The sequence below is a fragment of the Microbacterium halimionae genome, assembly GCF_011761265.1.
GTDB classification, from domain to species: domain Bacteria; phylum Actinomycetota; class Actinomycetes; order Actinomycetales; family Microbacteriaceae; genus Microbacterium; species Microbacterium halimionae.
This window is the reverse complement of the sequence record NZ_JAAOZB010000002.1, coordinates 350,575-371,603: the sequence shown is the minus strand read 5'-3', so window position 1 is coordinate 371,603 and position 21,029 is coordinate 350,575. Positions and strand designations below refer to the sequence as shown.

Here is a 21,029-nt window from a genome sequence, read left to right as displayed (position 1 = left end):
GTATCACTATGAACGACCTATGAGGAAGATGTTTTTTTGCCGAGAAATCGGACCCAACCTGAAGCGCCGAAACCTTCGACAAGCGACGACAAAAATCCTGTCGAAAACTCGCTGAAGCGCTCCGATACTGAAACGGTTCGAGCACGTCGCTAAAGTCCCTTCGACGCACTCGCATGGTCAACGACCCTAAAGACATACGAACGAAGAAACAGGGGTCAGCCACACAATCGCCCGCAAAGAAAAGGGCCGCCGACAGGTACCGGCTTGCGCGTCTGATCGAGCATCATCCCCATAGATGCGCGAAAATATCAAAAAATGGTGGACCTGAGGGGATTTGAACCCCTGACCTCCTCGATGCGAACGAGGCGCGCTACCAACTGCGCCACAGGCCCTTGAACCTCAAAAACATTATCACGCCGGTCCGGCGCGACACGCATCAGGCGGGCTATCCGGCGACGCGTCGCTCCAGCAGATCGCGGACGTGCGCTTCGATCTCGGCGTCGTCGACATACCCCATGCGCGAGTACGCAGAAGCGGATGCCGCAGGCTCAACCACGCGCGCAGTGTCAATAGAACGGGGCGCAGCCTTCGCCGCTTGCTGCCGCTTCGCTTCTTCGATCGCGGCGGCACGAAGAGCTTCACGAGCATCCGCTGCATCACGAACGACAGCTGCCGCAGAACCCACCGACGAGCTCAACGGACGCGGAAGTGTGCGCGGTTGCCACTGGGTGTCTCGGTGCTGACGCACGAGAGGAACATCTTGCACGACAGGCTGGGTTCGAACAGCAGCGGGCGCCGCAACGACCGTGTGCGCGCGACGCGAAACTGCCGCCATTCGCTGTAGTACTGCAACTGAACCGAGCAGAACAGCGCCAGCGGCCCACAGCAGGGTCGACGTGCCAGCGCTCACAAGCTGCCATGTACCGACACCGGCAACAGCGAGGGCAAGCAAAGCCATCATGGTCGCAGTGGTTCGTGCCCGACGTCGGGCGCGTGCTCGTCGCGTGGCAGGAAGCGCTCGTACGCGCTCGCGCTCAAGCCGAGCGGTCTCAAGTTCAGCTTTCGCCGTATCGAGCTCAGCATTTTCGCGCTGAGCTTGGGCACGGCGTGCAAGTTTTTGTTGCGCCATCGCGGTGCGGGCGTTCAGTTCCATGCGCACTTCTTGCGGGGTCTCGCTGGTTTCGGCGAGAATCCGGAGCGCCTGGTTCAGCCGAACGGCGTTTCGCTCGGCGGCATTGAACTGGTGCGAGCTGTGCAGCGACGGCAAAAGATAGACTAGCCAGAGCGCGACAGCGACGGCAATGATCACTCCGCCGCCTAATACCTGCCCACCCATGTCGTAAACGGTATGCGACGACACCGTTCAATGCACGCTAGGAATGCGCGTGTCGCCTGGGGTTACTCTGGCAAAAGGTCGCCCGGTGGGATTCTCGCGGCATCCTCGGGCGCTTGTCCACTCATCCAACGACGCAGCACACCGCCGGGCACATCTTCACGAACGAGCGCGAATGAGTAGTGATCGCGCCAGTCACCGTTGATGTGGATGTACTTTCGGCGCAATCCCTCATAACGAAAACCGAGCTTCTCAACGACCCGGAGGCTCGCAACGTTCTCGGGTCGGATGCAGATCTCCATGCGGTGGATGCCCAGCTCGAAGAAACAGATGTCGGTTGCAAGCGCCACAGATGTCGGTGTCACTCCGTGCCCGGCAAACCGTTCGCTGACCCAGTACCCGATCGTCGCCGATGAGAGGGATCCGCGTGCGATCCCCCAGACGTTCAGCTGCCCGGCCACTTCGCCGTTGTACTCCATGACGAAGGGGATGCCGGCGCCGTCACGATACTGCTGCAAAAGTCGCTTCACACCAGCACGCATGTCAAACGAGACCGCGCTGTCGGGACTGGTTGCTTCCCACTTTCGCAACCAACCACGGTTGCTGATCAGTTCATTTTGCAGGGTTCGCGCGTCTTTCGGACGCACAAGGCGAATCGAAATGGGCCCCTGTGCACGTGGCACCGTCAAATCCATGCCGGCACCCTTTCAAACAGTGGCTCAGAGAGTGGCCGCAAATTCCTTGAACCACGGACGCAGATCGGGTCCGAGATCGTCGCGATCGGCAGCGAGCTGCACGATCGCCTTAATGTAGTCCACTCTATCGCCGGTGTCGTAGCGACGGCCGCGGAAGATAACGCCATAAACGCCGCCACCGGTCTCGTCGCTTGCCATCTCCTGCAGCGCATCAGTCAGCTGGATTTCGCCACCCTTGCCGGGCTCGGTGTGCTCCAGCACATCGAAGACAGAGGGGTCGAGCACGTAGCGACCGATGATCGCAAGGTTTGAGGGGGCATCCTCAGTGGCGGGCTTTTCAACAAGGCCCGTCACCTTGACGACGTCAGGGTCATCGGTGGGCTCAACAGCTGCCGCGCCGTACATGTGAATCTGCGACGGCTCAACCTCCATCAGAGCGATGACGGTCGCTGAGCGCTTGTCGTACTCAGACAGCATCTTGGTGAGGAGAGGGTCACGCGCATCGATCAGGTCGTCGCCAAGCAACACTGCGAACGGGTGGTCTCCGACGTGACGGCGTGCACGCGACACTGCGTGACCGAGGCCCTTCGGCTCACCCTGACGCACCATGTGGATGTCGGCGAGCTCACTCGACTTGTGCACGCGTGCGAGGCGATCGAGGTCGCCCTTTTCGCGGAGTTTTTCTTCAAGTTCGGGAACCGAGTCGAAGTGGTTCGCAATGTTGTGCTTGTTGCGTCCGGTGATGATGAGCACGTCTTCGATGCCAGCGGCAGCGGCTTCTTCTACGACGTACTGAATAGCTGGCTTATCGACAACAGGCAGCATCTCTTTGGGCATCGCCTTGGTCGCAGGCAGAAAGCGGGTGCCGAGTCCCGCCGCAGGAATAACGGCCTTAAAGGGCTTGTGAGACATACCCAGATCCTAACGGGACAAGGTTTCGAAGTTGTCACGGTGACACACGGTGAGATAATTCACCCGACCCGCGGATAAACCCGAGCCTCGTAGACTCATTTCATGCCCGACGACATTGATAACGAGAAGCGAGCGCTCCGCGCCGACCTCCGCGAACGGCGACAGATTCTTTCGGATGCCGCGCGAGACGCTGCCGGCGCCGGCGTACGCGCCCAGCTCGATGCCCTCCTCGAGAGCACCGGCGCAACCTCTATCTCCTGTTTCCTCTCCACCTCGACCGAGCCCAGCACCCGCGAATTCCTCAACGGAGCTCTTGAGCGCGGCATCCGCGTGTTACTGCCGATCACGCGCGCTGACGGACTTCTTGACTGGGCTGTGGCCACGGCCGACGGCGATATTGCTGAGGGTCTGTTCGGGCTCCCCGAGCCGGTGGGCGAAGTGCTCGGGCCGATCGCTGTCAATGACGTCGATCTGCTCATCATTCCCGCGGCTGCTATCGATCACACCGGCATGCGCCTCGGGTGGGGTCGTGGCTACTTCGATAAGACACTTGGTTCGATGGAGCGCTGCCCTCCGGTGTACGCCGTCATTTATGACTCCGAATACGTCGAGACAGTTCCCGCAGACGTGCACGACCAGCCGGTCACCGGCGTCGTGACCCCGACACAGACCTTCACCTTCGCGACGCAATCGCTCTAATCCGAAAGACGCCATGCCCACCTATGCCTATGCCTGCACTCAGTGCGGTCACCGATTCGACGCTGTGCAATCGTTCACAGACTCAGCTCTCACCGAATGCCCCGAGTGCGGCGGAACGCTCCGCAAGCAGTACGGCACGATTGGCGTGACGTTCAACGGGTCGGGCTTCTACCGCACCGATTCGCGGCCAGCAGAGAAGAAGAGCAGCGACTCGGGTAGTTCTTCTTCTGGCAGCTCGTCGTCTTCTGGGTCATCATCGAAAGAGTCGTCATCAAAGTCGGCGTCAAAGTCGACGTCGAAAGAGTCGTCGGGGAGCAAGTCCTCGAGCACTTCAACACCCAGCTGAGCGCGCAGTGAGGAAAGACATGATCAAGGGATTCAAGGAGTTCATTCTCCGCGGCAACGTCATCGATCTCGCAGTAGCGGTCGTCATTGGCGCAGCGTTCACTGCAATCGTCACGGCGCTGGTGACCGGGTTCATCAACCCGCTCATCGGTGTCATTTTCCAGGTCGGCAGCCTCAACGAGTGGACCTGGGATGTTCCCGTCCTCATCGGCGATGGTGTCTCCACCTTCGCGATCGGCAGCATGATCGGTGCGGTCATCAACTTCCTCGCGGTCGCTGTCGTCGTGTACTTCGCGTTCGTGTTCCCGATGAACCGCATCAAAGCTCGCGCCGCAACAAAAGCCGGTGTCGACAAAGAGCCCGAGTCGGAACCACTTCCGACCGAGCAAGAACTTCTCATGCAGATTCGCGACCTGCTGCAGAAGCCGGAATCTACTCCGAAGCCGTAGCGCTCAGCGCTTGGAATCAGTAGTGCGGCGGTACGTCGCGCAGCATCCGCTCGTCGTTGGGGCCGGAGGTATTAACGGATGCCTCGGCCCCAACGGCGTTTGTGTCGTCTCTTGGCACGGGCTCAGGGCGTGTGCCCGGGGCCGGCGTGAGCTTGGCGCGGCGTGAGCCCGCCACTCGCTCTACGCGCTGACGGCGCTCATTCGATGACATCGAGCGGTTGGGTCGTGGCACCGGTGATGGTGCTGCTGTCGGTCGTGATGCCGAGCACGCCGCCGATGCGGGCAGCGACCAGGGCCGGATCGCTGTAAAGGTCGAACGCGTGCACGCGCACGTAGTGCCAGCCGAGGCGCCGAAGAATCTGTGGGCGAAGCCGCAGCGACTCACGAAGTGACTCGTCGCGGGTCTCCGGGTCGCTTTCAGCGACCACGGCCTTGCCCTCGAAGTGGGCAACGAGCGGCAGGAGGCCGCGGTAGTTGACGTCCACCTTGATCCCGAGCTTTCGAAGCTCTCGCGCCAGCACTCGCGTGGGCGGGTCTGCCAGGTCTTCGAGCTGGTTCGACCGCTGGCGAGAAGCAACGTTTCCGAGAATTCCCATGAGGGTTGCGGCGCCGTGTTCGAGGCGGCCATCGTCGAACGCCGATGGGCGGATCGAAGAAACGATCACCATCGAGCGGCGTGCACGGGTCATGCCGACGGTGAGGAGGCGTTCGCCATCGGGTGTCGAAAGGTCACCAAAATCACTCAGCACGCGGCCATGGCGGGTGAGGCCGAAACCGAGCGAGAAGATGACGCGGTCGCGGCTTTCGGCAACAGACTCTTCGAGCGTCAGCACGGCGAATGGTTCGGCGGTGTCGCGCCCGACGAATTCGGCAACGTCGCCTCGACCGGCGAAGGCCTCGTCGATGGCTGCGCGCACGCGCTCGGCGTGACGACGGCTCGCGGTGATCACCATGAGGGACTCCGAACCGCGGTTCACAGCGTGCTCGGTGACGAGGGTCACAATGCGAGAAACCTCAGCATCGGGGCTCTCAACCGCACCGCTGATCGGGTCGGGGGTTCCGGTGCCGCCTTCGACGTAGTCAACGCTCAGGCTGCCGCGACCGAGATACGAACCAGCCCACGGCAGTGAGACGATCTCGCCGCCGTAGAAGGCGTCGTTCACGAGCTCGGCGAGGTCTTCTCCCCCGGCGCGGTAGCTGTGCGTGAGGGTCTCGACGTCGAAAAGCTCCGAGAGGCGCTCAAACAGTGACACCTCGTCGAAGGGAACCTCCGGCTCTTCCTCGATGTCGGCAGCAGCAGCAGATGCGACACGGAACGGCATCGGCCGCTGCGTCACGGGATCACCGAACGCGACGATCTGCCGTGCCCGGCGAAGCGCGGGAGCGCCCTCTGCGAGGCAGAGCGACGCGGCATCCGCAATCAATACCGCATCGAACATTTCGGTATCAGGAATCTCAGGCACGTCGTAGGGCGAGGCGAGCCACACCGGCGCGAGCGTGCGCATGAGCTTCGGTGCCGTGCGAGTGAGGGCCGCGGCAGAAGATACGCCCTGCTTGAGGGCCTGCTTGAGAGCGGATGCCTCGCGCTCTTCGTCGATGATGCCGATACGCCACTGCGTCGCGAGCTGGGCTGCCATGAGCTTTCCGGCTGCTGCCGCGTGCGCTTCATCAACGAGGCGGTAGTCGCGTTCGAGGCGATCAACAACTGCCGTGTTCGCACCCAAGAGTGCACGGTCGGTGCGCAGCAGGTGCTCGAGAGCGGACTGCCACCAGGCGAATTCGAGCTCGCGCTCGACGTCTTTTTCGGACACGTGACGAACCGACAGCTCTTTGAGAAGCGGCTCAAGGCCGAGGCCCGCTAGTTCGGTACGGAGGTGGGCGCGCTCAACGAGGTTGTCGAAGTACGACGACTCCGCGGCAAGTCCCGCAAGGGTTCGAACGAGCTGCGCGATGGGAAGCGATGCGAGCCGGTTGACGCCGTCACGGCGGAGGATCTTGTCGAGTTCGCCGAGGTCGGCGTTCACTCGCTGCCAAGCGACGCTCACATCGGCGAGCCCTACCGGCACCTCGGGAATCGCCCCCGCTTCAACGAAGCGCTGCCACTGCGAGCGCTGCTCGTGAATGCGCACGAGCGACTCGTACATGTCAGCGACGTGCACGCCTGGGCGCACATACTCCTTCGAGAGGTTCTTCAGGCGACGGCGGTTCGCTCCGCTCATGACCGAGGTGTCTTTGCGTGGCGAGTGAGCCTTGATGAGCTCGGCAAGCGGACGCTCGAACACCGTGGGGCTGAACTTGTCGAGAGTTTCGCGGATGCCCTGCAAGAGACGCAGGTACTCGCCGAGCTCGGCGATCGAGCGGTACGGGCGCATGCGCGTCTGGGCGATGAGCTCGTACCCGCGCTCGATCAGGCTCGGAGTGTCTTGCACGTGAAGCCGCTTGGCGAGCGCGTGGGCTGCTCGAGCTTCGTCGGTCACGGCGAAGCTGACGCCGTACCAGGGAGAATCGTCAGGCCCAAACCTGAACTCGCCAAGACGTGCCGATGCTGTGAGCGTTGCAGCAGCTGACTTTCGCGAGTCACGCAGCCGCTCAAGCGTTGCCACGTCGAATCGGGCCGTGGTGCTCGGCGCTGGCGACTGCGAAGCCAGCTCTGTGAGCTTGCGCACGATATCGAGCGCACAGACCCCGAGCGAGTGGTGCTGCACTGTCAACGACGAGCGATAGTCACGAAGGACCGTGCGCAAGCGCACAAGCGCGTCGTCGATTTCGGAGACGTTGTGCTGCTCGGCTTTTTCGTTCCGGCCGATGGCGCGAATGAGGTCGCGCCGGATGTGCCGCGGCGAGACGGCGAGCGACTCGAGGCCGATCGACGAAAGACGGTGACGGATGCCGTCGAGCGTTGAGCGACGTGCACTCACGATCAGCACGCGCTTGCCCTGCTGCACCATGGCGCCCATCGCATTGATGACGGTCTGTGTGCCACCGGTACCGGGGAGCGTGTGAACGGTGAGTGAGTGCCCCGCGGTAATCCGCGACAGCACGGCTTCTTGCTCGCCATCAGCGTCAAGGAGCAGCGTGTCGGCCGCGGGAGAACGGTGATCGGGGTCGGCAGCGGGCGGCATCGGTGGGCGCACCATGACGCGGGCGCGGTCATCGGGGTGACCGGCGAGCGCATTAAGAAGTGGGTGGTCGAGGTTTGCGGCATCCCGCGCCATGGGCGAACCGACGTCGGCGAAAGTCGACACGATGAGGCGTGGTTTGACGGTGAAAGAAGCAATGTGGGGTGTGAGCGCGCGCAGGTGATCGATCACTGGCTGCGGCTTGAAGACGTTGCCGTCGTAGGCGAGGGCGGCGAGCGCTGCGCTGTCGAGGCGCATACCGAAGTGTGTGCCGAGCGCGTGCACGAGCTCGGGGTTGACCGAGAAAGATCCGTGCAGTTTCAGCTCGAAGTCGGTGTGGTGGCGGCGAATCGCGAGCGGGCGCAGCAGCACGGGTGACGCGCACGTGAGGCCACCGATGCGCCATCCGGCCATTCCGACGCCGAGGTGAACTGCTTCCATACCGCGAGCTGTGCGAAGTTCGACATTCTTGGCGGCGATGCGCTCGGCGGCGATACGCGCTGTGCGCAATGCCACCTCGTCACGGAACAGGTTGGAGAGGAGGGTTGCGCGGCCGGTGAGAAACTGCGGAAGGCTTCCGGGGTGCGCCTTGGTGATGTCGATGCCGGCTTCCGGCGTGTCGGAGAAGTGCAAAAGAGTGGAACGACCACCCAGGTCGGCCGCCTCTTCGCGCAGTCTTTTGCGTTCGGGCTCGGCGATGTGCGTCACGACAACACCCGGCTCCGATAGCCCCAAACCACTGGGGTTCACTGAAGACGGGGTGTCCTTTTCGTCCGACACCGCGGTTCCCTCTGTACGCCACACAGGTGTCAGACTAGGCGCGTGGTGCTTAGAGAGGCCTTAGCGCGCCCGAGTTTCGCGTTATTGGGCGACACGCCGAGCGGATCGGCGGTTCCTCCCCGACGGGTGTTGAGCGGTTGGCATCCACCGCTTGTTCGCTTGCAGGCACTCGCTGAGCGTGCAGTACTGAGGATGAAAACATGACCCCCACGACGTATTCAGTGCATTCCACGCCCATCGGCGACATCCTGCTGGTTCACTCCCCCGACGGTCTTGTGGCCGCTCAAGTGCTGCACGCGCCACTGGATCACGTGCTCGAGCCGCTCGCCCACGAGTTGCGATCGATTCCGCGTCACGACGCCGATGCTGGGCAGGATGCAGCGAGCCAACTGGATGAGTACTTTGCCGCCACTCGGAAAGATTTCGATCTCACCCTGGATTGGCAACTTGCCAACGGCTTCACCGCGAGCGCTTTGAAAGCTGTGTGCGAGGTGCCGTACGGCGAGACGGCGAGCTACGCCGAGGTTGCGGCTCTCGCGGGGAGCCCCCGCGCGCATCGAGCTGTCGGCACCGCGTGCCGCACGACCCCCTTCTCGGTTGTTGTGCCGGTGCACCGTGTTGTGCGCGCCGATGGCTCGATCGGCGAATACGGCGGGCATCCCGAGATCAAACGATTCCTCCTTGACCTTGAGAGTGGGGCGGGCGAGTAGGCCGCTCGCCCCACACCCCGGTCAGTGCTTCAGTAGTGCTGAATTCACGCGACTCTGAGTAAGGTGTGTGCATGGCTCGCAGAATCGTTCATCAGCTCGTAGACGACCTCGATGGCACCCTGTTGGAAGTCGGAGAGGGCGAAACACTGCTCTTCTCCCTCGACGGTGCTGCATATGAAATTGATCTGACGACCGAAAACGCAGACTCATTGCGTGCGGCTCTCAGCCAGTACATCGAAGCGGCAAGGCCCGTTGCGGCTCGTCGCGCGCAGGGCACCAGCGCACCTCGTAAGCGTCAGCGGGGCGGACAGCAGGACTACTCAGCCGTCCGCGCGTGGGCAAAAGAGAACGGCTACGAGATTTCAGATCGAGGCCGCGTGCCCGCAACGATCCTCGAAGCGTTCGAAGCTTCTCGCTAACCCGTAGTTCTTAACTATCAACGCCGCGGCGTCCAGCCCGTCGGCAGTGGAGCATCGGTGTCGGCTCGTTCGCGATCAGCGCGGGCCGACCATCCCTGAGCTTCGTTCGTGGTGTCGAATCCGCCGCGTGCGACTCGAAAGCCGACATCGTCGTGGTGCATTCTCGGGGCACCGCCTCGACGCGTTGAGGCGCGAACGTTCCAGGCGTCGTCGGCGAATCCGCCACCACGGAAGACTCGGTAGTCGCCGTATCGTGCGGGGTCGAGAAAGTCCCAGCACCACTCCCATGCGTTGCCGAGAGTGTCGAACAGTCCGTTGAGGTTAGGGAGCTTTCCACCGACGTTTTGCGGCGCGCTCACACCGTCGGCGCTGGTCCATGCCACTTCGGTGAGGGGCCCGTAGTGTGGGCCGTTGGATCCGGCTCGGCAGGCAAATTCCCACTCGGCTTCGGTAGGGAGGCGGTATCCGTCTGAATCGACGTGCCACGTGATGTCTTCACCATCGAACGAGTACGCGGAGTCGAGGCCTTCCCACTCCGATGCGGCGTTGCAAAAGCGGATTGCGCGCAGCCACGGCACGTCGACCGCGGGGCGTCGCGGGTGGTGTGCCGTTTCGCCGATGATTTCGGCGAGCTGTTCTTCAGTGACCGCAAAGACGCCGATTTCGAACGGCTCGAGGTCGACGCTCCAACGGATCTTGCGGCGTGCATCGTGCAGCATCACCGAGCCGCCGGCGATGCGTGCCATTTCTATATCGCTCATGGCTGGCCTGTCATCGGCGGCCGCGCGCGATGATCGTGTCGATCGCCGCAGTGACGAAGGCTGCGACCGCGCCGCCCGCGAGCACGAGTCCCGCTGTTGCCGGGGCGATCACTCCGCCGCTCACGTCGGGAACCGAGAACATGACGAGCGAGCCGATCGCGAAAGCACCCCCGAGGGTGACACCCGAGACGCGGCGAACGACTCCGGTGATCACTTTGCGGTCGCGCTCGTTGGCGAACAGGCGGATATTCACGGTGAGGTTGCCGTCGGAGAGGTCACCCACGATGCGACCGACTTGCTCGGGCATGCGGCGCATTCCGGGGAGCATTCCGAGCGCCCCTCTGCCGATCGTGCCCGCAAGCGAGCGGGGTGAGAACTGGCTTGCGATAAGCCCTTCGGCGGCAGCACGCGACTCGGCGAGGATGTCGAGTCGGGGTGCTGCGGTGCGAAGTGTGCCCTCGAAGATTGCGTAGGCGCGGCCTGCTGCCACGAGGTCGGCCGGGAGCGCGGTGCCCCAGCGCGTGAATACTTCGACGGCGCGGTCAACCGTCCGAAGCGTGACGCGGGAACCGTCGCCGAGCTCGTTCGTGATGAAAGACGCGAGGTCGCGGCGGAAAGCGGGTTCGTCGGCGGAGTTTGCCAACGGCATGATTTCGAGCGCGGCATCCGCCACTCGCCTCGTGTCGCCCTGCAAGAACGCGATGGCGAGGTCTTGCACGGTGCGGTTGAGGTCGCGGTCGAGGCGTCCGACGGAGCCGAAGTCGATGAGCGCCGGTGACCCGTCGGGGCGAATGATGATGTTGCCGGGGTGGAGGTCGGCGTGAAAGACGCCGTCGATCACGAGCTGACGCAAGAAGCTGCGCAAGACGATCTTGAGGGCGTTATCCACTCTGTTAGAGCTGCTGCCGCGGGTGAGTGAACTGATCGTGTCGCCGGAGACGAACTCCATCGTGATGACGCGCTCGGTCGAGAGTTCGGCGAAGAGCTTCGGGATGTGGAGGCCGTCGTTGGCCTTGACAGATGCCGCGCGTAACCCCTCGAGGTTGCTGCCCTCACGCCCAAAGTCGGTCTGTCGCATGAGGTCGTCGGCGTACTGACGTGCAATGTCGAGTGCTCCGAATTGTCGTGCTTGCTTCGAGCCGCGCATGATCCATCTGGCGATCCGCAGCATGATGTCGATGTCGCACTCGATCAGCGCGACGATGCCCGGGCGCTGAATCTTGACGGCGACCTGGGTGCCGTCTTTGAGGGTCGCGCGGTGCACTTGCGCGATGGATGCCGCGGCCATCGGTTCGTCGTCGAACGTGGCGAAGGTGGTGCGACGGTCGCCGATCTCTCGTTCGAGCAGGGCGTGGACGGCATCCGTTGGAGCGGGCGACACCTCTTTTTGCAGGCGGGAGAGCTCGGCTACCCACTCGGTGGGGAGCAGGTCGTCGCGGGTCGAGAGCAGCTGCCCCGCTTTGATGAAGCCGCCACCCGCGGTTTCGAGCGCTGTGCGTAGCCCGCGGGCCTGGGCTGCACGAAGAGCCGAGGTTTCGGGATTGGCGGTGAAGTCGAGCCGGCGAATCGGAAAGAGCTTGTGAGTGCGGGCGAGGCGGATGATCTGCCAGAACCGCGCGCGTCGCGCCCTGGCGCTCAGCGGCTTCTCCCCCGCTGCTGCAGCGGCAAAATCAGCGAAACGCGGTGGGGCGAACATCGACGAAGAGGTCACACTTCGATTCTCTCCGACATCGCGAGCTCGCGGGCGGAGATGTCAGTCAGCGATCGAGTCGACGAAGGCGAGGGATGCTGCAGAAATCTGCGTGCGCGCATCGTCGTTGCTGATCTCGGGGGTGTTGTCGCCCGATTGTGGCCCGTAGGAGCCGAACTGCGCGTGCGATGCCCCGTCGATGATCGTGAATGTGGTGTCGGCAGGGAGCTCTGTGCGCGATGCGTCGATCTTCTCGGGCGTGGCAAGGCCGTCTTGAGTGCCAGAGATCGATTCGACGGGAATCGTGAGCGACGTACTCATGTCGGTTGCGGGGTACGAGGCGAAGAACAGCAGGCCGGTGGCGGGCGCCGTGGTGTCGCTTTCGGCACCCTCGGCTTGGATCGCTGCGACTGTGCCGCCGAGAGAGTGGCCGCCGACGACCCAGCCTCTAACGTCAGGATGCTGCGGCCGAGCCGCATCGAATGCCCCCAGCGACAGGAATGCGATACCGAGGGGTTGCTTCGGGATGACGACAGTGTGGCCGGCTTCGGCGAGTGGGCGAAGAACAGCGGCGTAAGCACGGGCGTCGACGAGGGCTCCCGGCTGGAAGAACACCCCGGTGGTGCTCTGGTCGCCGGTGGGGGTCATGACGATCTCGGTGGGCGACTCGGTGATGGTGACAGCGGCATCCGATTTCATTGCGGCGAGGGCCGGTTCTTCTGCAGTGTGCGGGCGAAGCCATGCGATGAGCGCGATGAACCCGATGGCGAGAACGACCAGAATGATGCGGACGACGCGGCGCCACCCGCTTCGCCAACGGCCCCGTGTGGGCTCATGGTTTTTGCGCGGCAGGAACGCGAAGAGCAGCACGGCGACGCACGCGATGAGCGTCACGCCGAGCAGCACTGCGTACGCGGGGTTTCCATGAACGACACCGCCCCATTCGGTGATGGTCGCCCACAGCACGACGACAACTCCAGCCGCTGCGACAATGGCGGCCGCCCACATGACCCAGTCTCGGCATGGGGTTGCGGGTGCGGTGCTCATGAAGTCTCCGTGTGGGCTGAGTCGTTCGGCGCGGGCCGGGAATCGAATGCGTACCCTCCATCTTCTCCCGTACCCGCAGCATGTGGGCGGTTCAAACGCGGGAACGCGAGCTGTGGGTGCGGCGACCCTGCGAAGGTCAGAACGGTGCCGGCTCGTCTGAACTTGACGCGGAGACGTACTGCTCCCTCGCGGCCGAACAGCTCTCGGCGTCAGCGTGGGCCCGAGAATCGGACTGGACGCGAGAATCGGGGTCTGGTTCGAATGCCACCCCTGGCGGTTTGTCGGTATACCTTCGCCCGGTTGGTGATGTCCACTCGAGCACACCGTCGTCGACTTGTTTCACCGTCCAACGACTCGCGTGCTTCAAGCTGTGATGCCTTCGGCACAGATGCGCCAAGTTCTGCTGATGCGTCGGACCCCCGAGGGCAGCATCCACCGTGTGATCAATATCGCAACGATGCGTGGGCATGCGGCATCCCACGAACCGGCAGTGCTGATCTCGCGCTCGAAGCTGTCGCTTTAGTTGATCACTCGGTCGGTACCGATCAACGGCAACCACGGTGCCTGTCACGGGCCGCGTGAACACCCGATCCCACCGCGGCGCGGTACCCGCGAGCCGTCGTGCACTCTCGGGGTCAACCAGACTCAGCCCCGACAGATCCGCGGGTGTCGACGACGTGCCGGCGAGCGTCGTGGCGGGGACCGTGACCTGCACGATCGCCCGGATCGCCCCGAGCCCACCACAGTCGTCACCCGCGAGCGGATCGAGGCTCGGAACCGACGTGAGCAGCATGTCGGAGAACAGGTCGGCCCGGATTTGGTCCGTCGTCCGCCGATCATCCACCACAGGCTCATCCTCGGCGCGGAGCTTCGTGCCGTAATCCGATCGCCCCGCCCGGAAGTCTTTCAACGCTCGGGCTTGCTGCGTGAGCCGGTTGAAGATCCCATGTGCCTGCACTGAGGGCAACACCGCTTGGATCGAACTCATCCCATCCGCCAGGTCGAACAGTCGCACCGTGCGGGTCGCGTTCGCGTCTTCGAAGCGTTCCTCGAGCGTCCGCGGCTGCGCCTTCTCCGCCAGAGCTGCAGCAAACCCTCGCAACCGTCCCGGTGTCTCGGCCTCAGCGACCTCTACCACTTCTTGGTCGTATCGGGCCTTGGCTGTGGCATCCGTGAGGTTTATGCCTGCCCGCAGTATTTCTTGCACATGTCGTTCCGAGATGCGACCTGCGCTCCACGATGCGAACGTCTCGGGATAGTGCTCGGTGACGTCCATCGCCTCGTCGATGCGATTCTGCGTCGTGCGATCCGACATCCGCAATGCCGCCGCGAATTCTGCAGCCATGGATCGCATCGGAATCTCTCGTTCCCGCGACTCACGCGACGGAATGAGACGCATCTCAGCGAGTGCCATACGCCCGCCTTCGGCGAAATCTTCTGCCAACCCTGCCTGCAGCTGCGCGATCTGCGCGAGCCGAGATTCTGCCGACAACACAATCTCAGCCCGGGTGCGTTGCCCGGGTGAGTGTTGTGTGGTCGTGTTCTCTGACATGACTCAAGTATCGAACATACCTCCGACATCGACCATCCCAAAACAGCCTAAAAAGCCCCCATGTGGGCAACTTTCTCAAGAGCATTTTGGGGAGCAGAGGATGCGACGACATCGAGCACGAAATCATGACCGGGTGCATGCAGGTGAGCGGAAAAGCGACAGTAAAAGGGAACGAATACGCATGAACCGAAGACGGATCGATCGTTGGGATAAAGCTGCCGAATGGCCGCTGATGGGCGCGGCGGTGCTCTTTCTCGTTGACTACGCCGCAGTGCAGATTTTGACCGAGCCAAGAAGGGCCGTCGCCCTTCCCACCGATGGAGTGCTCTGGGCAACATGGCTCACATTCGCCGTGGACTACGTCGTACGCCTCCTCATTACGGAGCGGGTCTGGCTGCACGTGACCCTGAACGAAACCACTGCCGCAGCATTCAGACGTTTGCTGACGGGGCGTGGCGCGCCTTCGCCTCGTGGATCGTCGAGAAGGTCTCGATTGATTCAAAGGACTCGCCCGCTGCGAAATCGACCCAGGCAGATGTGCTTCAGCAGGAAGTCTCAGAGCTAAAAGAGATGATTCGCGCCCTCCGCGCGAAGTAGACGGCTAGTGCTGAACGACGGTCGCGGATAATAACGCTACAAGCGCCGAAATTCTTCTTATTTGCGCCGTAACAAATGCGTAATGCCCCCTCTTTAGCTTCATCTTCAAGCCCAGTTGTCCTATTTCGCTACATCCCCCGAAAAACCCGGGCCCACTTCACCGTCCTGTTCCACTCACCGCTCCACCCCTCACCCCCAGGAGTCCTGCGTGTCCAACATCATCCGCTCTCGCTCTGCTCGGCTCACCGCCAGCATCGCGGTCGTCACAACAGCCACCCTGCTTCTCGCCGGTTGCGGCCGCTCGGCCGATGAGGCCACGGCCACAGCCGGCGCCGCTATCGACGACTCACCCGCCACGGGCACAGTCACACTCTGGGCACCCGACGGCGACGCCACCGTCATTGAAGACGTCATCGCCCCGTTTGAGGAAGCAAATCCAGACCTCGACGTCGAAGTAACCCTGATTCCGTCGGACGAGTACACGACCAAACTCCAAGCGGCCATCGCGGCGGGAACGACGCCCGATATCGCCCAGCTCTACACCGAAGCGCAAGCGCAGTTCCTTGACCCTGCAATCTTCGAAGCGGTGCCGGACGGTGTCGCCACATCCACCGACTTCTTCCCAGGTGCGTGGGATGCTGGCGTCGTCGACGGCACTGCGTACTCGGTGCCGTGGTACACCTTCACACGCACGCTCGTCTACCGCAAAGATTTCGCGGAAACCGGTGGTGCGACGGCACCCAAGACGCAAGATGACATGGTTCCTTTCCTCAAGGGGCTTGAGGCCGGCGGCGCAGAAAAGGGCCTCGGAACGGATGTCGGCTGGGACGGCTACAACGGGCAGTCCATTGCGCTCTACACCTGGCAAAACGGTGGCGAGATTCTGAGCGCGGATGGCAGCGAGTGGACCTTCGACACCCCCGAGGTCGTCGAGGCTATTGAGTACAACGCATCGTTTTTCTCTGAGGACGTAGCCTCACCAGACGGACCAATGTTCCTCGATTCGATCCCGTACTTCGTCGACGGAAAGACCGGCGCGATGGTGACCGGCCCATGGGCGCTCAACCAGATAACAAGCGCCACGGACGACGACTGGCTTACCGATCACGTTGCAACTGCGCCACTCCCGGAGGGCTCCGCAAACAACGCAGGCACAGTTGGTGGCGGAAGCTGGGGTGTCCTGAGCGACAGCGAGAACTCGGATGCGGCCTGGAAGGTCATTCGCTACCTCTCCAACCCCGAGACCCAGGTCGAGCAATACAAAGCATTCGGTTCTCTGCCCGCCGTGCAGTCCGCGTGGGATGACCCGTCGATCTCGGATCAGCCACTTCTCGATGCCTTCTTCGACCAGTTGCAGAACACCCGCTCCTTCCCGCAGTCGACGACCTGGACTCAGGTATCGACGCAAATCGGAAGCGAATTCGAAGCTGTCGTGAGAGGCGGCGAATCTCCCGAAGATGCCGCAGCCAATATCCAATCCTTCGCCGAAAACCTCGGCACGGGCACGAAGTAGCGAACACGATGACAAGCTCATTCGCGCCGAGGGTGCCGCGCTTCGCGCAGCGCCCCCGGCGCGCCCGGCACACGGTCGTTGCGTGGGTCTTTCTCGCGCCGTTCGCCGTGATCTTCCTTTTGTTCACGGTCGTTCCGACGATCTCGTCACTCGCTTTCAGCCTCACCGATTTGCAGGGCACCGATCTCCGCAATCCGTTCAATGTCGATTTCATCGGCATCGACAACTACATCAGCCTTTTCGGTAACAAGATTTTTTTGCGCTCGATCCTCAACACGTTGATCTTCGTTGTGGTCGGCGTTCCCCTCACGATGCTCGTCGGATTCAGCCTCGCGCTCGCCCTGAACAACGGCATCCGTCGATTCCGCGGCCCGTTCCGCACAATCTTCTATGCCCCGGTTGTCACGAACATCGTGGCCATTGCGTTGATCTGGCAGTACGCGTTCAACCAAGACGGCACTGTCAACAACCTGCTATCGAACATTGGACTTGCTGGCCCAAATTGGCTCGGAGACGAAAACCTCGCAATGCCCGTCGTGATCCTCCTCGGCATCTGGCGGAACTTCGGCACAGCGATGTTACTCTTCCTCGCGGGCCTGCAGGCCGTTCCAGAAGATGTGTATGAGGCAGCCTCGATCGACGGTGCGGGCTGGTTGCGACGACTTTGGTCGATCAGCTTGCCGCTGCTACTGCCGACGATCCTGCTCGTCTCGATCTTGCTCTCGACGTTTTACCTTCAGGTGTTCGACGAGCCGTATCTTCTTACCGGCGGCGGTCCGCTCAACTCCACCGAGTCGGTCGCTCTGTACACGTATCAGCAGTTCGGATTCGGTAACTACGGTGTGTCATCAGCGGCATCCTTCGTCATCCTCACACTCGTTGCAATCTTTGCAATCGCCCAGTTTCGGCTGCTGAGGCCCCGCGCATGACCGCCATCGCTGAACTGGTCACAGAACACATGCCCGAGTTGACGGTCACGCCCGATGAGCGTCGACCGCGCAAACGTCGCCTGCCGGTTGCTCTGCTCTACGCGGCGCTGGTCGTTGGCGCCGCACTGACCCTGCTGCCTTTTCTCTGGGTGGTGAGCGGATCGCTTCGCACCCTCGACGATATGCAGGCGGATCCGGGCGCATGGTTCCCGAGCCAGGTGACATTCGACAACTTTGTGCGCCTTTTCAGCAGTGAAGGATTCGGCGGTTATCTCAGCAACAGCATCGTGGTCGCAGCGATAGTGGTCGGCGGAAATATCGTCGCCGCATCGGCGGCAGGCTACGCACTCGCCAAGTTCGACTTCGCTGGGAAAAAGCTCGCGTTCGGCGCCGTCATGATGGGCTTGATGGTTCCGTATACGGCCGTCTTTGTGCCGCAGTTCATCGTGACTGTCAACATCGGTCTCGCAGATACCCTGCTGGGCATCGCGCTTCCGTCAGTTGCACTACCCCTCTCGATCTTCATCATGCGGCAGTACGCGCTGTCGATCCCCGACGAACTCATCGAGGCGGCACGAATCGATGGTGCGGGCGAGTGGCGGATCTTCTTCCGAATATTCATGCCGCTGGCTGGACCAGCGGTCGCGACCGTGACGATCATGTCTTTCCTCGCTTCGTGGAACAACTTCATCTGGCCGCTCGTGGTGGCGCAAAGCAAAAGCACGTACACGCTGCCTGTGGGCCTCGCGACGACGAGCCAGGCGTCGTCGAACGTCACCGACTATGGCATTGTGCTGGCGGGCGCCGTTATCGTGATGTTGCCTGTACTGGCGTTGTTCCTCAGCTTGCAGCGTTACTTCGTGCAGGGCATCGCAGCGACAGGAGTCAAGTAATGCAGTCTGCCGTCCCAGATCCCCTCGAAGTCCCAGTGAGCGTCGACGCACCGGCTGGACCTATCGTGGGCCGGGCAGTGCACGGCGTCAACACATTCCTCGGGATTCCGTACGCCGAGGCACCATACGGCGAACGGCGCTTTGCGCTACCGGTGCCTCGCGCCGACTTCACGGAGCCGTTCTATGCGAGCGCTTATGGCGCGACGCCGCAGCGGGTTCCGCTTTTCACGACAACCACTGTGCCGGAGCCGACGATCCCGGGCGACGACGTTTTGAGCATCAACATCTTCGCGCCGGCCACAGGCGCAGCGGGCAGCGCTCCCGTGCTCGTATGGGTGCACGGCGGCGCCTTTGCCGGTGGATCCGCCGCCAGCCCGTGGTACGACGGTTCCGGGTTCGCACGTGAAGGTGTCGTTCTTGTCTCAGTTTCGTACCGGCTCGCCGTCGAGGGCTTTGCTCCGCTCGACGATGTGCCGACGAACCTCGGACTTCGCGATGTGATTCTCGCACTGCAATGGATTCAGAAAAATATCGCCGCATTCGGCGGTGATCCCGGGCAGGTGACGCTCGCGGGCCAGTCTGCCGGCGGCGGTATTGCTCTCGCACTGATGTCATCGCCTGCCACGGTCGGGCTTATGCATCGCGTCGTCAGCATCTCGGGCGGCACGTTCGCGCTCGAACGAAATACCGTCATGGGTTCCGTCTCGCGCATTGCAAATTTCCTCGGCATTCCACCCACGTTCGAGGGTTTTAGCGCCCGCAGTGACGGTGACGTGCAGCAGGCGATTGTCGACCTGCGTATCCGCGAAAACACTCCCCCACTGACGCTGAGCCCAGTCGTCGGCGACGATCTGTTGCCCACTGACATTGCAACCGGTCTCGCTCAACACAACCTGCACCTCCCGCTCCTTGTCGGCAGCGCGCTGGATGAATTCGACGGCGGGCCAACTGCCGAAGACCCCGACCGTCGGCAGCTCAGCGACGCCGAGCGCGCTGAAGCTCGAGCGTCGGGAAGGCGCGTCAGCGATTTCCTGTTTCGGTCGGCCGTGCCCCGGTGCGCCGCGGCACGCACCAATGCCGATGGCGGCACCTGGTCGTACAGCTTCGAATGGCCAAACCCGCTCCTCGGCGGTGCGACTCACTGCACAGACTTGCCATTCTTCTTCGATGCGCTCGACGCTCCCGGCGTCGTTGACGCGCTCGGCGAGTCGGCACCGACCGAACTTGCCGACGTCATGCATGCTGATCTCCTCGCATTCGTGCGCGGGAACGAATCAGCATGGCCGCAGGCAAACGGTGCTTTGGGCGCGGCGAGCCGCGTTTACGGGCGCGTCGGCAGCACATTCACGACGGACATCCTCGGCGTGTACGACCCGGTGACTCCCACGTGACGGCTCACAGACAGTCGCCAACAATCAACCGCCTACGAGAAATGTGCACCAGTGCCCGGTCTTGATCCTCGCGCGCTTCGGCGCCTCAACACTTCGGTTGCGCTCCGCGCCCTCGCGACAGCTTCCGAGCCCGTCGGGATGTCAACGCTCGCGGAACAAACGGGGCTCTCCCGACGGACGGTGGAACTTATCCTTTCGGCTCTCGTTGATGCCGGGTGGGTGTTGGAGTTGGAACGTCTCCCTCTGTCTGGCGGTGCCGGTCGCCCACCGCGGCGTTTCGAGCTGCGCGCCGACCACTCGCTCCTCGCCGCGGCACGCATCTCAACGCTCGATGCCACGGTTGTCGTCGCCGACGTGCGAGGGCACATTCTCGGTCGGGCTCACCGCATCCTGCCTGACTACTTCGACCCGCACGGCACGCTAGATGTCGTGGCGGAGCTTGTGCATGAAGCCCTCGCCGATGCCGGCGGAACGATCGAGCAACTGCGCGCCGGAGCCATGGCAGCTGGTGGCGCCATCGATGAGCACGGTGTTGTTCACCGGCTCGTGCATGCGGACGCGTGGGTGAACATCAACCTCCCCACAGAACTCGGAATCCGCGTGCCGGTCGCATGGTTTGCCGATAATGATGCGAATCTCGGCGCACTCGCCGAAAGCTGGCGAGGTAGCGCGGGCGACCATGAAGACGTGGTCTGGTCGATTCTGGGAAGCAGATCGGGGCTCGGAGTGCTGATCCGCGGCGTGGTCCATCGCGGTTTTCAAGGCGCCGCGGGTGAGATTGTGGAGGCACAGCCGCTCGATGCCGGGCTCTTCGACAAGCGCCCCGTTGCATTCCTCACCTCCCCAGTGGCGGAGGAGCGCGCGGCAGCCGAAGAGGTCTACCGGCTCGCGCGCGCGGGAGACCCCGGTGCACTCAGCGAAGTCGATGCGTTCGTCGGGTACATCGGCAGTGTTCTCACGACGCTCTCGTGGACTCTTGCGCCGTCGCTGATCGTGTTGGGTGGGGGCCTTGAGCGCGGTGCCGACGTACTCCTACCGCGCGTTCGAGAAGCAATGAGGCGCGCGCAGACGCCCGATATCGAGCTGCGCGCAAGCACTCTCGGTGCCGACGGACCGCTCATCGGCGCGCTGAAATTCGTGCTCGACCGCATGGACTCGGAGCTCTTCGGCCCGCTCGTTCTCGATGTCTAGGGCA

20 protein-coding genes, 1 tRNA gene and 1 pseudogene are annotated in these 21,029 nt (G+C 62.8%); 11 read left to right on the top strand and 11 right to left on the bottom strand.

Going from position 1 to position 21,029, the window contains the following annotated elements:
• Nucleotides 1–316 precede the first annotated feature (316 nt).
• The 4 genes from FHS06_RS09520 to galU all read right to left on the bottom strand — a co-directional run bounded on the left by FHS06_RS09520 (nt 317) and on the right by galU (nt 2,940).
• A tRNA-Ala gene (locus tag FHS06_RS09520) sits at nt 317–392 on the bottom strand.
• 53 nt (nt 393–445) lie between these two features.
• Nucleotides 446–1,360, bottom strand: a complete 915-nt coding sequence (locus FHS06_RS09515) for a large exoprotein (RefSeq protein ID WP_310734795.1) — start codon at nt 1,358–1,360, stop codon at nt 446–448.
• Between the two features lie 38 nt (nt 1,361–1,398).
• Nucleotides 1,399–2,028, bottom strand: a complete 630-nt coding sequence (locus FHS06_RS09510) for a GNAT family N-acetyltransferase (RefSeq protein WP_167048730.1) — start codon at nt 2,026–2,028, stop codon at nt 1,399–1,401.
• Between the two features lie 24 nt (nt 2,029–2,052).
• Entirely contained in the window at nt 2,053–2,940 is an 888-nt protein-coding gene (gene galU, locus FHS06_RS09505; RefSeq protein WP_165142069.1) for a UTP--glucose-1-phosphate uridylyltransferase GalU, read from the bottom strand.
• A 102-nt stretch (nt 2,941–3,042) separates the two neighbouring features.
• On the opposite strand from galU, the gene FHS06_RS09500 reads away from it, so the two are divergent.
• The gene (locus FHS06_RS09500) at nt 3,043–3,639 is read left to right on the top strand and encodes a 5-formyltetrahydrofolate cyclo-ligase (protein ID WP_167048728.1); all 597 of its coding nucleotides are present in this window, start codon (nt 3,043–3,045) and stop codon (nt 3,637–3,639) included.
• Between the two features lie 13 nt (nt 3,640–3,652).
• A pseudogene (locus FHS06_RS14415) lies at nt 3,653–3,793 on the top strand (FmdB family zinc ribbon protein); the annotation flags it as partial.
• Nucleotides 3,794–3,807: 14 nt separating this feature from the next.
• On the opposite strand, the gene FHS06_RS14410 reads toward FHS06_RS14415, so the two are convergent.
• The gene (locus tag FHS06_RS14410) at nt 3,808–3,969 is read right to left on the bottom strand and encodes a hypothetical protein (protein ID WP_375138699.1); all 162 of its coding nucleotides are present in this window, start codon (nt 3,967–3,969) and stop codon (nt 3,808–3,810) included.
• A 35-nt stretch (nt 3,970–4,004) separates the two neighbouring features.
• Between FHS06_RS14410 and mscL the strand changes: the two genes are divergently transcribed.
• The gene (gene mscL / locus FHS06_RS09490; protein WP_167048724.1) at nt 4,005–4,433 is read left to right on the top strand and encodes a large conductance mechanosensitive channel protein MscL; all 429 of its coding nucleotides are present in this window, start codon (nt 4,005–4,007) and stop codon (nt 4,431–4,433) included.
• Nucleotides 4,434–4,449: 16 nt separating this feature from the next.
• Here mscL and FHS06_RS09485 read toward each other — a convergent pair whose 3' ends face one another.
• Together FHS06_RS09485 and FHS06_RS09480 are read right to left on the bottom strand one after the other, a co-directional pair.
• The gene (locus tag FHS06_RS09485; RefSeq protein WP_167048722.1) at nt 4,450–4,644 is read right to left on the bottom strand and encodes a hypothetical protein; all 195 of its coding nucleotides are present in this window, start codon (nt 4,642–4,644) and stop codon (nt 4,450–4,452) included.
• Entirely contained in the window at nt 4,631–8,365 is a 3,735-nt protein-coding gene (locus FHS06_RS09480) for an AAA family ATPase (protein ID WP_167050254.1), read from the bottom strand. The genes FHS06_RS09485 and FHS06_RS09480 overlap by 14 nt, the downstream gene beginning before the upstream one ends.
• A gap of 167 nt (nt 8,366–8,532) precedes the next feature.
• On the opposite strand from FHS06_RS09480, the gene FHS06_RS09475 reads away from it, so the two are divergent.
• Nucleotides 8,533–9,042: a methylated-DNA--[protein]-cysteine S-methyltransferase gene (locus FHS06_RS09475; RefSeq protein ID WP_167048720.1), complete on the top strand. Its 510-nt coding sequence runs from the start codon at nt 8,533–8,535 to the stop codon at nt 9,040–9,042.
• 71 nt (nt 9,043–9,113) lie between these two features.
• Nucleotides 9,114–9,461, top strand: coding sequence for a histone-like nucleoid-structuring protein Lsr2 (locus tag FHS06_RS09470; protein WP_167048718.1), 348 nt, complete (start codon nt 9,114–9,116; stop codon nt 9,459–9,461).
• A gap of 17 nt (nt 9,462–9,478) precedes the next feature.
• Here FHS06_RS09470 and FHS06_RS09465 read toward each other — a convergent pair whose 3' ends face one another.
• The 4 genes from FHS06_RS09465 to FHS06_RS09450 all read right to left on the bottom strand — a co-directional run bounded on the left by FHS06_RS09465 (nt 9,479) and on the right by FHS06_RS09450 (nt 14,511).
• Complete coding sequence (locus FHS06_RS09465) at nt 9,479–10,222, bottom strand: formylglycine-generating enzyme family protein (RefSeq protein ID WP_167048716.1); 744 nt, start codon at nt 10,220–10,222, stop codon at nt 9,479–9,481.
• Nucleotides 10,223–10,232: 10 nt separating this feature from the next.
• Nucleotides 10,233–11,933 carry an ABC1 kinase family protein gene (locus FHS06_RS09460; protein ID WP_167048714.1) on the bottom strand — a complete coding sequence of 567 codons (1,701 nt, stop codon included), beginning with the start codon at nt 11,931–11,933 and terminating at the stop codon, nt 10,233–10,235.
• 42 nt (nt 11,934–11,975) lie between these two features.
• Nucleotides 11,976–12,959 carry an alpha/beta hydrolase gene (locus FHS06_RS09455; protein WP_167048712.1) on the bottom strand — a complete coding sequence of 328 codons (984 nt, stop codon included), beginning with the start codon at nt 12,957–12,959 and terminating at the stop codon, nt 11,976–11,978.
• A 136-nt stretch (nt 12,960–13,095) separates the two neighbouring features.
• Nucleotides 13,096–14,511: an HNH endonuclease signature motif containing protein gene (locus FHS06_RS09450; RefSeq protein ID WP_167048710.1), complete on the bottom strand. Its 1,416-nt coding sequence runs from the start codon at nt 14,509–14,511 to the stop codon at nt 13,096–13,098.
• A gap of 336 nt (nt 14,512–14,847) precedes the next feature.
• On the opposite strand from FHS06_RS09450, the gene FHS06_RS09445 reads away from it, so the two are divergent.
• The 6 genes from FHS06_RS09445 to FHS06_RS09420 all read left to right on the top strand — a co-directional run bounded on the left by FHS06_RS09445 (nt 14,848) and on the right by FHS06_RS09420 (nt 21,025).
• Nucleotides 14,848–15,108 (top strand): hypothetical protein, encoded by a 261-nt coding sequence (locus tag FHS06_RS09445; protein WP_167048708.1) that lies wholly within the window; start codon nt 14,848–14,850, stop codon nt 15,106–15,108.
• A gap of 208 nt (nt 15,109–15,316) precedes the next feature.
• Nucleotides 15,317–16,621, top strand: coding sequence for an extracellular solute-binding protein (locus FHS06_RS09440; RefSeq protein WP_167048706.1), 1,305 nt, complete (start codon nt 15,317–15,319; stop codon nt 16,619–16,621).
• 8 nt (nt 16,622–16,629) lie between these two features.
• Complete coding sequence (locus tag FHS06_RS09435; RefSeq protein WP_167048704.1) at nt 16,630–17,550, top strand: carbohydrate ABC transporter permease; 921 nt, start codon at nt 16,630–16,632, stop codon at nt 17,548–17,550.
• Entirely contained in the window at nt 17,547–18,443 is an 897-nt protein-coding gene (locus FHS06_RS09430) for a carbohydrate ABC transporter permease (RefSeq protein WP_243845432.1), read from the top strand. Before FHS06_RS09435 ends, FHS06_RS09430 begins: the two co-directional genes overlap by 4 nt.
• Nucleotides 18,443–19,834: a carboxylesterase family protein gene (locus FHS06_RS09425; RefSeq protein ID WP_167048702.1), complete on the top strand. Its 1,392-nt coding sequence runs from the start codon at nt 18,443–18,445 to the stop codon at nt 19,832–19,834. Before FHS06_RS09430 ends, FHS06_RS09425 begins: the two co-directional genes overlap by 1 nt.
• A 51-nt stretch (nt 19,835–19,885) precedes the next feature.
• Nucleotides 19,886–21,025: an ROK family transcriptional regulator gene (locus FHS06_RS09420; protein ID WP_167048700.1), complete on the top strand. Its 1,140-nt coding sequence runs from the start codon at nt 19,886–19,888 to the stop codon at nt 21,023–21,025.
• Nucleotides 21,026–21,029 lie beyond the last annotated feature (4 nt).